The sequence below is a fragment of the Mesorhizobium sp. M0011 genome (genome assembly GCF_040324155.1).
Classification (GTDB): domain Bacteria; phylum Pseudomonadota; class Alphaproteobacteria; order Rhizobiales; family Rhizobiaceae; genus Mesorhizobium.
Genome location: NZ_JAMYVQ010000017.1, coordinates 62994 through 78175, shown reverse-complemented (window position 1 = coordinate 78175; position 15182 = coordinate 62994). Strand labels below are relative to the sequence as shown.

The window sequence follows — 15182 nt, the reverse complement described above, 5'->3', positions numbered from 1 at the left end:
TTGGATTCAAGGCCCGGGCGCTTGCGCCCCGGGCTTTTTTTGCAATCCGGTGGCGACCCTATCCGCTTGAACGCTAATGTGATGGAACCAAGTAGGCATCTGCCGTCTTGGTCTGCAGTCCTGCCGCAAGGAGGTACGGCAGATCAAGCAACGGCGCTGGCGACAGCCTCGGGGACATCGTCTGGCGCAAGGAGGTGTCAGATGACCCGTCTTGTGGCAACGCTATTTTTCGCGGCGGTTTCCGCGTTTCCGGCCGCCCCGGCGCTGGCAGAGCAATGCGCGGCCCGTGCGGATATGATCAAAGCGCTCGGGGAAAAATTCCACGAAAGCGAGGCGGCGCGCGGCCTGGTCAACCCGAGCGTGATTCTCGAGATTTTCGTCTCCGACCAAGGGACCTGGACGATTCTTGCCACCGACACGCATGGTCAGAGCTGCGTCATCACGGCAGGCGAAGGCTGGGACGGCCCGTTGATGGCGGCGGCTGCCTTGCCCGGGACTTGACCCGAGCTTCGAGGAAGCGCCGGCGACGAGAGCGCACCGGATATAAAAGGACATTCAGCGCGTAGCGGCCGTCTCGGCGTGGCCGCGCAACAGCGCCATCAGGCGTTTGGCGTCCTTGGCCGCGGCCTCCTCGTCGCCCGCAAGGATCGAGCGGATCAGCGCGACATGGTGCTCGGCGGATTCGGCAAGACCGGTCTCGGCCTTGTAGCGGAACCAGAAGCGGCGGCTGTGGGTCTGCAAGGGGGCGGCCAAACGGGCGGCGAAGGGATTGTCGGCAGCCAGCGCCAGCGCTTCGTCGAGTGCCTTGTCGGCCTGGATGAAGGCAAGCACATTACCCGAGATCACCGCCTTCTGCATGGCAAGCGCTGCTTCGTGAAACAGGTCGGCGGCTTCGCGGGTGACGAAGCGGGCGGCCGAGCGGGCGAGCACCACCTCGACGCCGCGACGTGCATCGAGGACGCGCAACCAGTCGCCGGGATGGAGCGGGGCGATGGCGATGCCGGCGCGCGGCCTGACGTCGAGCAGCCCTTCCCATGCCAGCCGCTGGATAGCCTCGCGCACCGGTGTCCTGCCAAGCCCCAGCCTGTCGATCAGGGCGCCCTCGGTGACGAAGCTTGCCGGGGCCAGTTCGAGCGTGACGATCATGTGCTCGAGCACATGGTAGGCCCTGGTCGCGGCCGGCTCCGCCGAGGTGTTTGCTGCCATGGATATCAAATGCGCTCTCCTGATATATCTTGAATATATCATAACGGAATCCGCATTGACAGCGGGTTTGTTAATAGATATACCACTGATATATCAGATGGAGAGATGATCATGTGGACCGGAGTTTTTCCTGCCGTCACGACCAAATTCACCGCGGATGATCGTCTCGATCATGCCGAGATGGAGCGCTGCTTCAGCCTGCAGATGGAGGCCGGCTGCGACGGCATCATCGTCTGCGGATCGCTCGGCGAGGGGCCGATGCTGTCGCCCGACGAGAAGATCGAGGTGCTGAAGACCGCACAGAAGGTCGCCGGCAAGAAGCCGGTGCTGCTGACCGTCAACGAGGCCGGCACACGCGAGGCGGCCAGCATCGCCAAGCGCGCGAGCCGGGAAGGCGCCAACGGCCTCATGGTCGTGCCGAGCCCGATCTACCACACCAATGCGGAAGAGACGGTTGCAGCGCTTCGTGCGGTCGCCGAGGCGGGCGACCTGCCGGTCATGATCTACTCGAACCGGCTCGCCTACCGTGTCGACGTCACCGTCGACCAGATGGAGGAGCTGGCGTCGGACAAGCGCTTTGTCGCGATCAAGGAATCCTCCGACGACATCCGTCGTTCGACCGAGATCATCAATCGCCTGGGCACCCGCTACGACCTGTTCACCGGCGTCGACAATCTGGCCTTCGAGGCGCTGTCGGTCGGCGCCATCGGCTGGGTCGCGGGACTGGTCACAGCCTTCCCGCGCGAGACCGTCGCCATATTCCAGCTGATGAAGCAGGGCCGCCGCGAGGAGGCGCTCGCCATCTACCGCTGGTTCCGGCCGCTGCTCGATCTCGATGTCTCGACTTACCTGGTCCAAAACATCAAGCTTGCCGAAGTGTTCGCGATCAACACAAATGACCGCGTTCGCATGCCGCGCCAGCCGCTGTCTGGAGAGCGCCGCAAGGCTGTCGAGAAGATCGTCAAGGATGCGCTCGCCGTGCGGCCGACACTGCCGCAGTTCTGAGCTGGTATGAAGCGAGCGGGGCGGAGACTGGGACATGCATGCAGGGGTGACGTACAAAGATGAATAGCGATGTTCCAATCGACATCGCCATCATCGGTGGCGGCATCATCGGCATCTGTGCCGCTGCGTCTCTCGCCGAGGCCGGACGCAGGGCCACCGTCTTCGACCGCACCGGCATTTGCGAGGAGACGAGCTCCGGCAATGCCGCCGCCTTCGCGTTCTCCGACGTGCTGCCGCTGGCCCACAAGGGCATGATCCGGCAGCTGCCGAAATGGCTGGCCGATCCGCTTGGCCCGCTCAGCATTCCGCCCGCCCATCTGCCGAGGCTTCTGCCCTGGCTAATCCGCTTCTGGCGCGCCGGGGCGCCCGGGAAATACGAGGCGAGCCTTGCCGCTCAGGCGGGCATGATGAAGCTCGCCGAGGCGGAGTGGATGGGCTTGCTCGATCGCTCCGGTACGCGGTCGATGCTGCGCGAGGACGGTTCACTGGAGCTCTATGAAAGCGAAGCCGAATTTCAGGCCGGGCTGCCTGGCTGGGCGGCGCGTGAGCGTTTCGGCATCGGTTTCCGCCATGTCGAGGGCGAGGAACTGGCCGCCTTGCAGCCGGGGCTGTCGCCGCGCTTCATCAAAGGCACGTTCGTGCCGGGATGGAAGACGGTCGCCGACCCGAAACTGCTGGGCAAGGCGGTGTGGGCCTATGCGCAGGCCAAGGGCGCCCGCTTTGAGCTGGCCCGGATCAGCCAAGTCGCGGCGGATCAGGATGGTGCGACGCTGACGTTGGCAGACGGCACCACAAGGCAGGCGCGACAACTTGTCGTCGCCGCCGGCGCATGGTCGCATCTGCTGGCGCGGCAGCTCGGCGATCGCATTCCGCTGGAGACCGAGCGCGGCTACAACACCACGTTGCCGACGAGTGCCTTCGACGTGAAGCGGATGCTGATCTTCTCCGGCCATGGTTTCGTCGTCACGCCGCTCGAAACGGGCATGCGTGTCGGTGGCGCCGTTGAACTCGGCGGCATCGAGCGGCCGCCCAATTATGCCAGGTCGAAAGCGCTGCTGCGGAAGGCACAGAAATTCTTGCCGGGGCTCGATCCCTCGGGTGGGCGCGAATGGATGGGGTTCCGCCCCTCGCTGCCGGATTCAGTGCCCGTCATCGGCGGCGCGCCGGGAAAGCGGTCGGTGGTCTATGCCTTCGGCCATGGCCATCTCGGCCTGACCCAGGCGGCGGCCACCGGACGGTTGATCAGGGATCTTGTCCTGGGGCAGACTCCACCGATCGATCTGGCCCCCTTCAGTCCGCAACGATTTTGATTTTTCGGGTTTTTGATTTTCGAGGAGCGTCATGGCCAAGAAATCCTTCTTCTGCATAGACGGCCACACCTGCGGCAATCCGGTGCGGCTGGTCGCTGGCGGCGGCCCGCTGCTGCAGGGCGCGACTATGATGGAGCGGCGTGCGCATTTTCTGGCCGAGTATGACTGGATCCGCACCGGACTGATGTTCGAGCCGCGCGGCCACGACGTGATGTCCGGCTCGATCCTCTATCCGCCGACGCGCGAGGATTGCGATATCGCCATCCTGTTCATCGAAACCTCCGGCTGCCTGCCGATGTGTGGGCATGGCACCATTGGTACGGTGACGATGGCCATCGAACACGGACTGATCAAGCCGAAGACGCCGGGCGTGCTTCGGCTCGACACGCCGGCCGGCCTTGTCATCGCCGAATACAAACAGGTCGGCGACTATGTCGAGGAGGTGCGCATCACCAATGTGCCGTCCTTCCTCCATGCCGAGGGGCTGACGGTCGAATGCCCTGGGCTCGGCGAAATCACCGTCGATGTCGCCTATGGCGGCAACTTCTACGCCATCGTCGAGCCGCAGGAGAACTATCGCGACATGGCCGATTATTCGGCGGGCGACTTCATCGCCTGGAGCCCGGTGGTGCGCCAGCGGCTCAACGAGAAATATTCCTTCGTCCATCCCGAGAGCCCTGGCATCAACCGGCTGTCGCACATGCTGTGGACCGGTGCGCCGACGGTGGATGGCGCGGATGCCCGCAATGCCGTGTTCTACGGCGACAAGGCGATCGACCGCTCGCCCTGCGGCACCGGCACCTCGGCGCGCATGGCGCAGCTTCATGCCAAGGGCAAACTCAAGGCCGGCGACAGCTTCGTCCATGAATCGATCATCGGTTCGCTGTTCAAGGGCAAGGTCGAAAAGGATGTCAGCGTGGCCGGCAAGCCGGCCATCATTCCCTCGATCGGCGGCTGGGCGCGGATGACCGGACTGAACACCATCTTCATCGACGACCGCGACCCTTTCGCGCACGGATTTGTTGTCAAGTGATGGGGATCCTGACCTTGCGGAAAGCAACGGCCTGAAAAATGGATCGTGCCAAAAACGCAAGGATTCCTTTCATCACCTAATTTTGACGGCGATTTCTTCGAAACGGAGCGCATGATGCGGTCGAATCGTCAAAGACATTGCGTTATGCCAATGGTAGGGTCCGCGATAGTCCAGGGGCTGGATGATGGAAAACGGGCAATCGGACAGCGTGCTTCGAAAACACGCATGACGATTGAAAAATGACGTTGCAATCCGGGCTCGAAACTTTACGACTAGGGGAAATACGAAAAGGAATGCGTCTGCATGGGCGACATTCCAGGGGAGCCATGTACACATGCAGTATTTTGTCCAGCAGCTTATCAACGGGCTGACGCTGGGATCGATCTATGGGCTGATCGCGATCGGCTACACGATGGTCTACGGCATCATCGGCATGATCAATTTCGCCCATGGCGACATCTTCATGGTGGGTGCCTTCACGGCACTGATCGTCTTCCTCGCCCTTGGCGCGCTGTTCTATTCGGTGCCGGTTGTGCTGGCGCTGCTGATCATGATGATCGTGGCGATGCTGCTCACCAGCCTCTATAACTGGACGATCGAAAAGGTCGCCTACCGGCCGTTGCGCGGTTCGTTCCGACTGGCCCCGCTGATCACTGCCATCGGCATGTCGATCGCGCTGTCGAACTTCGTCCAGGTGACGCAGGGTCCACGCAACAAGCCGATCCCGCCGATGGTCAGCCAGGTTTACAACATCAACGGCATCAGCGTGTCGCTGAAGCAGATCATCATCGTCGTCGTCACGGCGCTGCTGCTGGCGCTGTTCTGGTATCTGGTCAACAAGACCTCGCTCGGGCGAGCGCAACGGGCCTGTGAGCAGGACCGCAAGATGGCGGCGCTGCTCGGCATCGATGTCGACCGTACCATCTCGATCACCTTCATCATGGGTGCGGCCCTCGCCGCGGTCGCCGGCACTTTGTTCCTGATGTATTACGGCGTCATTGCCTTCTCGGATGGCTTCACGCCGGGCGTGAAGGCCTTCACGGCGGCGGTGCTGGGCGGCATTGGTTCGCTGCCTGGGGCGGTGGTCGGCGGGCTGATGATCGGCTTCATCGAGAGCATGTGGTCGGCCTATTTCTCGATCGACTACAAGGACGTCGCGGCGTTCTCGATCCTGGCCATCGTGCTGATCTTCCTGCCTTCCGGCATATTGGGCCGGCCAGAAGTCGAAAAGGTCTGAGACTATGGCCGTCACCGTATCTCCGGAGCGCGACACCGTCGCCACCCCCATGCAGCGCGCGTTGCGCGAGGCACTTTATGCCGCTGCCATATCGTTCGGCCTGTTCGTGCTGTTCATCGGCCTGAAGACCGGCCAGAACATTTCCAATGAACTGGTCCTGACGACACGCTGGGGCCTGCTTGCCGCCGTGGTGATCGCCACGGCTGTCGGGCGCTTCCTCTATGTCGCTTATGGCCAGCCCTTCCTCGCCAACCAGAAGATCACCGACGTCGCCACCGGCCTGCTGCCGGCCAGCGTGGCGTCACGCTTCTTCCAGTTGCCGGCCTTCATCGTGGCCTTGGTCGCGGCGGTGGTGTTGTTTGCGGTCAACAGCTCTCTCGTCGGATGGGTGGGAGCCGAGCCGGCGGGCTATCTGCAGTTCCTGCGCGCCCTGGCAGTCATCTATGTGCTGGCCTGCGTGATCTATTATTTCCGGGGCTTCATCCATGCTAACTTCACCAAACTCGGCATTGCCGCGCTGATCCTCTATCCGATCCTGGTAGTGGCGATCCTGTCGCTGATGTCCTGGTCGTTCGTCGGCGGTCTGCAAGGTTCGCTGAAATGGGTCGACAATTTCGGCATCCAGATCCTGATCTATGTGATGCTGGCCTGGGGCCTGAACATTGTCGTCGGCCTCGCCGGCCTGCTCGACCTCGGTTATGTCGCTTTCTACGCGGTCGGCGCCTATGCCTATGCGCTGCTCGGCACGCAATACGGCCTGTCGTTCTGGATCCTTTTGCCGGCCGCCGGCGCCATGGCCGCCTTCTGGGGCGTGCTGCTCGGTTTTCCGGTGCTGCGCCTGCGTGGCGACTATCTGGCGATCGTCACCTTGGCTTTCGGTGAGATCATCCGCCTGGTCCTGATCAACTGGCGTGAGGTCACCAACGGTTCGGCCGGTATTTCCGGCATTCCGAAGGTCACCTTCTTCGGCCTGATGACCTTCAACGTGTCGGACCCCAATTACATCGCCAAGGTGCTGCATCTCGCGACATCGAGCGCCTACTACAAGATCTTCCTCTATTACCTGATCCTGGCGCTGGCGCTGCTGACAGCCTTCGTTACCATCCGGCTGCGGCGCATGCCGGTCGGCCGTGCCTGGGAAGCGTTGCGGGAGGACGAGATCGCCTGCCGTTCGCTCGGCATCAACACCACCACTACGAAGCTTACAGCCTTTGCCACGGGTGCGATGTTCGGCGGCTTCGCCGGCGCGTTCTTCGCCGCACGGCAGGGCTTCGTCAGCCCGGAATCCTTCGTCTTCCTGGAATCGGCCATCATCCTGGCCATCGTCGTTCTCGGTGGCATGGGCTCGCTGGTCGGCATCGCGGTCGCCGCAATGGTGATGATCGGCGGTACCGAGGCGTTGCGCGAACTCGACTTCCTCAAGCAGGTCTTCGGACCGGACTTCACACCGGAACTCTACCGCATGCTTCTGTTCGGCATGGCCATGGTCATCGTCATGCTGTGGAAGCCGCGCGGCTTCGTCGGCAGTCGTGAACCAACCGCCTTCCTCAAGGAGCGAAAGGCTGTCTCAAGCTCCTTCACCAAGGAAGGACACGGCTGATGAATGCGAACCCTGTTCAGAAGGCCAATTCCGGCGTGAACGACGCTATCCTGCAGGTCGATCATCTGTCGATGAAGTTCGGCGGCCTGGTGGCCATCGGCGATCTGTCTTTCGCCGCCAAGCGCGGCGAGATCACCGCGCTGATCGGCCCCAACGGCGCCGGCAAGACCACGGTGTTCAACTGCATCACCGGCTTTTACAAGCCCTCGGAAGGCATGATCACGCTCAACCGGAACGATGGTTCGACCTTCCTGCTCGAGCGGCTGCCCAACCATGAGATCCCGGCGCGCGCCAAGGTGGCGCGCACCTTCCAGAACATCCGCCTGTTCTCCGGCATGACCCTGCTGGAGAACCTGCTGGTCGCCCAGCACAACAAACTGATGAAGGCATCGGGCTACACGGTGCTTGGCCTGTTCGGCTTCAGCGGCTATCGCAAGGCCTCGGCCGAATCGGTGGAACTCGCCAAGCATTGGCTGGAAAAGGCCGATCTTGTCGACCGTGCCGACGACCCGGCCGGCGACCTGCCCTATGGCGCGCAGCGCCGTCTCGAAATCGCTCGCGCCATGTGCACGGGACCCGAGCTTCTGTGCCTCGACGAACCGGCGGCCGGCCTCAATCCGAAGGAATCGGCGGCGCTCAACGAGCTGCTGATCGACATCAAGAACACATCCGGCACCTCGATCCTGTTGATCGAGCACGACATGTCGGTGGTCATGCAGATATCCGACCATGTCGTGGTGCTGGAGTACGGCCGCAAGATTTCCGACGGCAGTCCGCAGTCGGTACGCACAGATCCGCGCGTCATCGCCGCCTATCTCGGCGTCGACGACGAGGAAGTCGAGGCGGTCCTCACCGAAGTCGGCGACGAAGATGTCATCGAACAGCTCGATACAGGGCCGGATGCCGCGCATGGTCCGGGAACATCGTCGTCCTATCTCGCCGGGCCGGTGACCGACACTGTCGGCCATAGTTCGGGCGAGCGGGTTACGGTGGCCAAGGGAGCGTCAAAGGCCGGTCAGGTCGACGCCAGGTCGCTCGCCGCGGCAAACAAGGCAGCCTCGCTGGCAGCCGTGCCGGCGGCGAAGGCAAAGCCTGCTCCGAAAGCGGCGTCAAAGGCGGCAACCGGCACGGCGGCGAAGTCGACCGCATCGGCCAAGCCTACAGCCAAGGCCCCGGCGAAGGCTGGAGAGATCTCCAACCGGCTGGCTGCGCCTCGCGGCGGCAAGGCCGACAATTTGACCCGCATCAAGGGCATCGGTACGGTCAACGAGAAGAAGCTCAACGATCACGGCATCTTCCACTTCGACCAGATCGGCGCCTGGAAAAAGGCCGACGTCGAGGCCGCCGAAGCCTATCTCGCCTTTGACGGACGTATCGCGCGCGAGGAATGGGTCAAACAGGCCAGGCTGCTCGGCCAGGGCAAGGACACGGAATTCTCGCGCCGCGTCGACGCGGGCAAGGTGGCGACAAGCCATGCTTCCGCAAAGACTGCAAAGGCAGCCTCCGGAAAGACCGCGAGCAAGACCGCGGCGGGCAAGCGTGGAGGGGGCAAGTGATGGCCGCGACAACGCTGCTCGATATCAAGGGCGTGCAGACTTACTACGGCAACATCCGAGCCTTGAACGGCGTCGATGTCACTGTGAAGGAAGGTGAGATCGTGGCGCTGATCGGTGCCAATGGCGCCGGCAAGTCGACGCTGATGATGACCATTTTCGGCGCGCCGCGGGCTCGCGCCGGCACCATCACCTTTGCCGGCACCGACATAACCCAGATGCCGACGCACGAGATCGCGCGCATGCGCATTGCCCAGTCGCCCGAGGGCCGGCGGATCTTTCCGCGCATGACGGTGATGGAAAACCTGCAGATGGGCGCCAGCCTCGACAACCTCAAGCATTATGACGAGGACGTCGAGAAGGTGTTCACGCTGTTCCCGCGTTTGAAAGAGCGCATCACCCAGCGCGGCGGCACGCTGTCGGGCGGTGAGCAGCAGATGCTGTCGATCGGACGCGCGCTGATGGCACGACCGAAGCTGCTTTTGCTCGACGAGCCGTCGCTGGGTCTCGCGCCGCTGATCGTCAAGCAGATCTTCGACGCCATCCGCGAACTGAACCGCACCCAGGGGCTGACCGTGTTCCTGGTCGAGCAGAACGCCTTCGGCGCGCTCAAGCTCGCCACGCGCGGCTACGTCATGGTCAACGGCAATGTGACGATGAGCGGCACCGGCAAGGAGCTGCTCGCCAATCCGGAAGTGCGCGCCGCCTATCTCGAAGGCGGACACCACTGAGTTCGGAGCGGAATGCGTGCATTCGCCATTCCGCTCCAGATTGTTTGTTTGTCGCATGATCTTGTCCGGAAAGTCCGCAACTTTTCGGGATCATGCTAAGGAGACTTCACCATGCAGGGCATTCTTTACGAGGAACCCTCGATCTGGCAGTTCTTCTTCGTCACCTGTCTGCTCGGCGGCTGGGCGGCGTGGATGACGGGCAAGGCCAGTGCTCAGACGTGGCGCAGCTTCATCCAGCTGTTCGCCTATATGCTGGGCCTCGGCATCGCGATCCGCTTCATCCATCACGCGCTGTTCGGCGGCACCATGTTCTCGCTGCACTATTATGTCGTCGACACCATCGTGCTGATGATCCTCGGCTTCGTCGGCTATCAATACACGCGCACCAACCAGATGGTGACACAGTATAATTGGCTCTACGAAAGAGCTTCACTCTTGAGCTGGAAACCGAAAGGTTGACGTTCATCATTAACGCCGCCTCGAAATTGAATCGGCGTGACAAGTGCCTGAAAATCGGCAAACTATGCTTTCTGCGATAAGGGTGGGCATCGCATGAAAGCTTCATCCACGCCCACTCCGTTAATGGGAGCGTTTTAAATGAAAAAGTCACTTTTGTCCGCCGTCGCCCTGACCGCGCTGGTCGCGTTCGGCGGCAACGCGTGGGCTGACGTCATGTTCGGCGTCGCAGGTCCGATCACCGGTCCGAACGCCGCCTTCGGCGCGCAGCTTCAGAAGGGCGCGGAAGCTGCTGTCGCCGACATCAATGCCAAGGGCGGCATCAATGGCGAGCAGATCAAGCTTGAGGTCGGCGACGACGTTTCCGATCCGAAGCAGGGTATCTCGGTCGCCAACAAGTTCGTCGGCGACGGTGTCAAGTTCGTGGTCGGCCACTTCAACTCGGGCGTCTCGATCCCGGCATCGGAAGTCTATGCGGAAAACGGCATCGTCGAAGTGACGCCGGCCGCTACCAACCCGCAGTTTACCGAGCGCGGTCTGTGGAACGTGTTCCGCACCTGCGGACGCGATGACCAGCAGGGCAGCATTGCCGGCGCTTATCTCGCCGCGAACTTCAAGGACGCCAAGATCGCCGTCGTGCACGACAAGACCACCTACGGCCAGGGCCTTGCCGACGAAACCAAGAAGGCAATGAATGCCAAGGGCCTGACGGAAGTCATGTATGAAGGCATCAATGTCGGCGACAAGGACTTCTCGGCGCTGATCGCCAAGATGAAGGAAGCCGGCGTTTCGATCATCTATTGGGGCGGCCTGCACACCGAAGCCGGCCTGATCATCCGCCAGGCGGCCGACCAGGGCCTCAAGGCGACGCTGGTCTCCGGCGACGGCATCGTGTCGAACGAACTGGCTTCGATCGCGGGTGACGCGGTTGCGGGCACGCTCAACACGTTCGGCCCGGATCCGCGCCTGATCCCCGCCAACAAGGAACTCGTCGAGAAGTTCCGCGCGCAGGGTTTCGAACCTGAAGCCTACACGCTCTACTCCTACGCCGCCGTGCAGGCTATCGCCGAGGCAGCGACCGCTGCCAAGTCGAACGATCCGCAGGCAGTTGCCAAGGCGCTGCATGAAAACGGCCCGTTCAAGACCGTGCTCGGCGATCTGTCCTATGACGCCAAGGGCGACCCCACGCTGCCCGGCTACGTGATGTACGAATGGAAGAAGGGCGACGACGGCAAGTACACCTACATCCAGAAGATGTAAGACTCGTCAGTCTCCAGACCGTTTACGGATGCCCGGCGCCTCGCGCCGGGCATTTTCTTTTTGTCATCAGGGGCGGCCGATGGAGCCGGGTCCCTTAGCCGGGAATGATCGCGCGTCACGGCAGAGCCGGCGCTTTTTCTGGCTGTTTGGATGAATGCGAAGGCCTCTGGCGCAATGATTCCATTTCAATCGGTTTAAATGCGCGTCAAATTTGTTTGCACTGCAGCATTTTCACGCTAATCATTGCGCCGATTTCTCTTCCTTCCGTTGCTGGAGCTCAGTCCTTGGCCATCACGAAGATCCTCGTCGCCAACCGGTCCGAAATCGCCATTCGCGTCTTTCGCGCGGCCAACGAACTCGGCCTCAAAACCGTGGCGATCTGGGCCGAGGAGGACAAATACTCCCTGCACCGTTTCAAGGCCGACGAGAGCTACCAGGTTGGGCGTGGGCCGCATCTGACCCGGGACATGGGACCGATCGAAAGCTATCTGTCGATCGAGGAGGTGATCCGCGTCGCCAGGCTTTCGGGCGCCGATGCCATTCATCCGGGCTACGGCCTTTTGTCGGAAAGCCCCGAATTCGCCGACGCCTGTGCCGAGGCCGGCATCACCTTCATCGGGCCGAAGCCGGACACGATGCGGCGGCTCGGCAACAAGGTCGCCGCGCGCAACCTCGCCATCGAACTCGGCGTGCCGGTGATCCCCGCCACAGATCCGTTGCCGGACGACATGGACGAGGTCAAGAAACTGGCAAAGGAAATCGGCTATCCGGTGATGCTGAAGGCATCATGGGGCGGCGGCGGCCGCGGCATGCGCGCCATCCGCGCCGAAGCCGACCTTGCCCGTGAAGTCACGGAAGGCAAGCGCGAGGCGAAGGCCGCCTTCGGCAAGGACGAGGTCTATCTCGAAAAGCTGATCGAGCGCGCGCGCCATGTCGAGGTGCAGGTGCTGGGCGACACCCATGGCAATGCGGTGCACCTGTTCGAGCGCGACTGTTCGATCCAGCGCCGCAACCAGAAGGTCGTCGAGCGGGCGCCGGCGCCCTATCTCGAAATGTCGCAGCGCGAGGAGCTTTGCGGCCATGCGCTGAAGATCGCCCGCGAGACCAGTTATATCGGCGCCGGCACGGTCGAGTTCCTGCAGGACGCCGACACCGGCAAATTCTATTTCATCGAGGTCAACCCGCGCATCCAGGTCGAGCACACCGTCACCGAGCAGGTGACCGGCATCGATATCGTCAAGGCGCAGATCCATATCCTCGACGGCTTTGCCATCGGCACACCGGAATCAGGCGTGCCGGCGCAGAAGGACATAAGGCTGAACGGCCACGCGCTGCAGTGCCGCATCACCACGGAAGACCCCGAGCACAATTTCATCCCCGACTACGGACGCATCACCGCCTATCGCGGCGCAACAGGCTTCGGCATCCGCCTCGATGGCGGCACCGCCTATTCGGGCGCTGTCATCACCCGCTTCTACGATCCGCTGCTGGAGAAGGTGACGGCGTGGGCGCCGACGCCGGCCGAGACGATCGCCCGCATGAACCGGGCGCTGCGCGAGTTCCGCATCCGCGGCGTCGCCACCAATCTGACCTTCCTCGAAGCGATCATCAACCATCCGAGCTTCGCCGACAATTCCTACACGACCAAGTTCATCGACACGACGCCGGAACTGTTCCAGCAGGTCAAGCGCCAGGATCGCGCCACCAAGCTCATCAACTATCTCGCCGACGTCAGCGTCAACGGCCATCCCGAGACGCGCGGCCGGCCGCAGCCGAAGGCCGATGCCGCGGCGCCCGTGGTGCCTTACCTCAACGGCAATGTGCCCGGCGGCAGCAAGCAGAAGCTGGATGTGCTCGGGCCGGAGAAGTTCGCCGCCTGGATGCGCGACCAGAAAGAGGTGTTGGTCACCGACACGACGATGCGCGACGGCCATCAATCGCTGCTCGCGACGCGCATGCGTACGCATGACATTGCCGGCATCGCCGGTACGTATGCGCGCGCCTTGCCGCAGCTTCTATCGCTGGAATGCTGGGGCGGCGCCACCTTCGACGTCGCCATGCGCTTCCTCACCGAGGATCCGTGGGAGCGGCTGTCGCTGGTGCGCGAGGCGGCGCCCAATCTGCTGTTGCAGATGCTACTGCGCGGCGCCAATGGCGTCGGCTACACCAACTATCCCGACAATATCGTGCAGCATTTCGTCAAGCAGGCAGCAAGCGGTGGCGTCGACCTGTTCCGGGTCTTCGATTGCCTGAACTGGGTCGACAATATGCGCGTCGCCATGGATGCGGTCGGCGCCGAGGGTAAGCTGATCGAAGCGGCGATCTGCTACACCGGCGACATCCTCGATCCGGCGCGGGCGAAATACGACCTCAAATACTATGTCGGCCTGGCCAGGGAATTGCAGGCGGCCGGCGCCCACATCATTGCCGTCAAGGACATGGCCGGACTGCTGAAGCCGGCGGCGGCACGCGTGCTGTTCAAGGCGCTGCGCGAGGCGACCGACCTGCCGATCCATTTCCACACCCACGACACGTCGGGCCTGTCGGCGGCGACGGTGCTGGCGGCGGTGGAAAGCGGCGTCGACGCCATAGACGCGGCGATGGACGCTTTCTCCGGCAACACTTCGCAGCCATGCCTTGGCTCGCTCGTCGAGGCGCTGAAGGGCACAGAACGCGACCCCGGTCTCGACCCGCAATGGATCAGGAAAATCTCGTTCTACTGGGAAGCGGTGCGCAACCAGTACGCCGCCTTTGAAAGCGACCTCAAGGGGCCGGCTTCGGAAGTCTATCTGCACGAGATGCCGGGCGGGCAGTTCACCAATTTGAAGGAACAGGCGCGCTCGCTCGGACTGGAGACGCGCTGGCACGAGGTGGCGCAGACCTATCACGACGTCAATCTGATGTTCGGCGACATCGTCAAGGTGACGCCGTCCTCCAAGGTCGTCGGCGACATGGCATTGATGATGGTCAGCCAGGATCTCACCGTTGCCGATGTCGAAAACCCGGACAAGGATATCGCATTCCCGGATTCGGTCGTCTCGATGCTGCGCGGCGACCTTGGCCAGTCGCCAGGCGGGTGGCCGGCGGCGCTGCAGGGGAAGGCGCTGAAGGGCGACAAGCCGATCACGGTGCGGCCCGGCTCACTGCTCAAGCCAGCCGACCTAAAGGCCAACCGCAAGGAAATCGAGGAGAAGCTCGAGCGCAAGCTGTCGGAGTTCGAATTCGCCTCGTGGCTGATGTATCCAAAGGTGTTTACGGATTTCGCCGGAGCGCAGGAAACCTATGGGCCGGTCAGCGTCCTGCCGACGCCGACCTATTTCTACGGCATGAAGCCGGAAGACGAGATCTTCGTCGACATCGAGAAAGGCAAGACGCTGGTGGTCCGATGCCTTGCCATCGGCGATGTCGACGAAAAGGGCATGGTCACCGTGTTCTTCGAGCTCAACGGCCAGCCGCGTCGTGTCAAGGTGCCCGACCGGGCGCATGGCGCGTCCGCCGCCAAGGCCCGCCGCAAGGCCGAACCCGGCAACGAGGCGCATGTCGGCGCACCGATGCCGGGCGTCGTCTCGGCGCTTTCGGTGGCTGCCGGCCAAGCTGTGAAGGCCGGTGACGTGCTGCTTTCCATCGAAGCGATGAAGATGGAGACGGCGCTGCATGCCGAGCGCGACGGTACGGTCGCCGAGGTGCTGGTCAAGGCAGGCGACCAGATCGATGCCAAGGATCTGCTGATCGCTTTCAATTAGAGTTCGCAAAACGGACTGGTTGTCGGCTTCTGGCGGCAGCCCGCGTGG

General features: G+C 62.6%; 12 protein-coding genes. 11 read left to right on the top strand and 1 reads right to left on the bottom strand.

Translation table 11 applies throughout. The features are described 5' to 3' along the window. Positions 1–201: 201 nt before the first annotated feature. The gene (locus tag NKK51_RS19270; protein ID WP_352554275.1) at positions 202–501 is read left to right on the top strand and encodes a hypothetical protein; all 300 of its coding nucleotides are present in this window, start codon (positions 202–204) and stop codon (positions 499–501) included. 54 nt (positions 502–555) lie between these two features. Here the strand turns inward: NKK51_RS19270 and NKK51_RS19265 are convergent, their stop codons facing one another. Next, positions 556–1206 carry a GntR family transcriptional regulator gene (locus NKK51_RS19265; protein ID WP_352554307.1) on the bottom strand — a complete coding sequence of 217 codons (651 nt, stop codon included), beginning with the start codon at positions 1204–1206 and terminating at the stop codon, positions 556–558. 111 nt (positions 1207–1317) lie between these two features. Here NKK51_RS19265 and NKK51_RS19260 point away from each other — a divergent pair, with 111 nt between their 5' ends. The 10 genes from NKK51_RS19260 to pyc all read left to right on the top strand — a co-directional run bounded on the left by NKK51_RS19260 (position 1318) and on the right by pyc (position 15134). Then, entirely contained in the window at positions 1318–2211 is an 894-nt protein-coding gene (locus tag NKK51_RS19260) for a dihydrodipicolinate synthase family protein (RefSeq protein ID WP_023811799.1), read from the top strand. A 59-nt stretch (positions 2212–2270) separates the two neighbouring features. After that, a complete protein-coding gene (locus tag NKK51_RS19255) occupies positions 2271–3521 on the top strand; it encodes an NAD(P)/FAD-dependent oxidoreductase (protein ID WP_352554274.1) in 1251 nt (416 codons plus the stop codon). Between the two features lie 31 nt (positions 3522–3552). Next, the gene (locus tag NKK51_RS19250; protein WP_352554273.1) at positions 3553–4554 is read left to right on the top strand and encodes a 4-hydroxyproline epimerase; all 1002 of its coding nucleotides are present in this window, start codon (positions 3553–3555) and stop codon (positions 4552–4554) included. Between the two features lie 334 nt (positions 4555–4888). Then, positions 4889–5791 (top strand): branched-chain amino acid ABC transporter permease, encoded by a 903-nt coding sequence (locus tag NKK51_RS19245; protein ID WP_013529092.1) that lies wholly within the window; start codon positions 4889–4891, stop codon positions 5789–5791. Between the two features lie 4 nt (positions 5792–5795). Beyond that, a complete protein-coding gene (gene livM, locus NKK51_RS19240) occupies positions 5796–7391 on the top strand; it encodes a high-affinity branched-chain amino acid ABC transporter permease LivM (protein ID WP_023811802.1) in 1596 nt (531 codons plus the stop codon). Beyond that, the gene (locus NKK51_RS19235; protein WP_352554272.1) at positions 7391–8947 is read left to right on the top strand and encodes an ATP-binding cassette domain-containing protein; all 1557 of its coding nucleotides are present in this window, start codon (positions 7391–7393) and stop codon (positions 8945–8947) included. Before livM ends, NKK51_RS19235 begins: the two co-directional genes overlap by 1 nt. After that, the gene (locus NKK51_RS19230) at positions 8947–9675 is read left to right on the top strand and encodes an ABC transporter ATP-binding protein (RefSeq protein ID WP_127296224.1); all 729 of its coding nucleotides are present in this window, start codon (positions 8947–8949) and stop codon (positions 9673–9675) included. The genes NKK51_RS19235 and NKK51_RS19230 overlap by 1 nt, the downstream gene beginning before the upstream one ends. 111 nt (positions 9676–9786) lie before the next feature. Beyond that, positions 9787–10134, top strand: a complete 348-nt coding sequence (locus NKK51_RS19225) for a DUF6867 family protein (RefSeq protein WP_023811804.1) — start codon at positions 9787–9789, stop codon at positions 10132–10134. A gap of 138 nt (positions 10135–10272) precedes the next feature. Further along, entirely contained in the window at positions 10273–11391 is a 1119-nt protein-coding gene (locus tag NKK51_RS19220; RefSeq protein WP_127296222.1) for a branched-chain amino acid ABC transporter substrate-binding protein, read from the top strand. 284 nt (positions 11392–11675) lie between these two features. Beyond that, complete coding sequence (gene pyc, locus NKK51_RS19215) at positions 11676–15134, top strand: pyruvate carboxylase (RefSeq protein WP_352554271.1); 3459 nt, start codon at positions 11676–11678, stop codon at positions 15132–15134. Positions 15135–15182: the final 48 nt, after the last annotated feature.

What these genes read in the sequence shown, in the direction of transcription:
- NKK51_RS19225 (WP_023811804.1), top strand. Translation starts at nt 9,787, where the DNA reads ATGCAGGGCATTCTTTACGAGGAACCCTCGATCTGGCAGTTCTTCTTC.
- NKK51_RS19260 (WP_023811799.1), top strand. Translation starts at nt 1,318, where the DNA reads ATGTGGACCGGAGTTTTTCCTGCCGTCACGACCAAATTCACCGCGGAT.
- NKK51_RS19265 (WP_352554307.1), bottom strand. Translation starts at nt 1,206, where the DNA reads ATGGCAGCAAACACCTCGGCGGAGCCGGCCGCGACCAGGGCCTACCAT.
- NKK51_RS19230 (WP_127296224.1), top strand. Translation starts at nt 8,947, where the DNA reads ATGGCCGCGACAACGCTGCTCGATATCAAGGGCGTGCAGACTTACTAC.
- livM (WP_023811802.1), top strand. Translation starts at nt 5,796, where the DNA reads ATGGCCGTCACCGTATCTCCGGAGCGCGACACCGTCGCCACCCCCATG.
- NKK51_RS19220 (WP_127296222.1), top strand. Translation starts at nt 10,273, where the DNA reads ATGAAAAAGTCACTTTTGTCCGCCGTCGCCCTGACCGCGCTGGTCGCG.
- NKK51_RS19270 (WP_352554275.1), top strand. Translation starts at nt 202, where the DNA reads ATGACCCGTCTTGTGGCAACGCTATTTTTCGCGGCGGTTTCCGCGTTT.
- NKK51_RS19250 (WP_352554273.1), top strand. Translation starts at nt 3,553, where the DNA reads ATGGCCAAGAAATCCTTCTTCTGCATAGACGGCCACACCTGCGGCAAT.
- NKK51_RS19255 (WP_352554274.1), top strand. Translation starts at nt 2,271, where the DNA reads ATGAATAGCGATGTTCCAATCGACATCGCCATCATCGGTGGCGGCATC.
- NKK51_RS19245 (WP_013529092.1), top strand. Translation starts at nt 4,889, where the DNA reads ATGCAGTATTTTGTCCAGCAGCTTATCAACGGGCTGACGCTGGGATCG.
- NKK51_RS19235 (WP_352554272.1), top strand. Translation starts at nt 7,391, where the DNA reads ATGAATGCGAACCCTGTTCAGAAGGCCAATTCCGGCGTGAACGACGCT.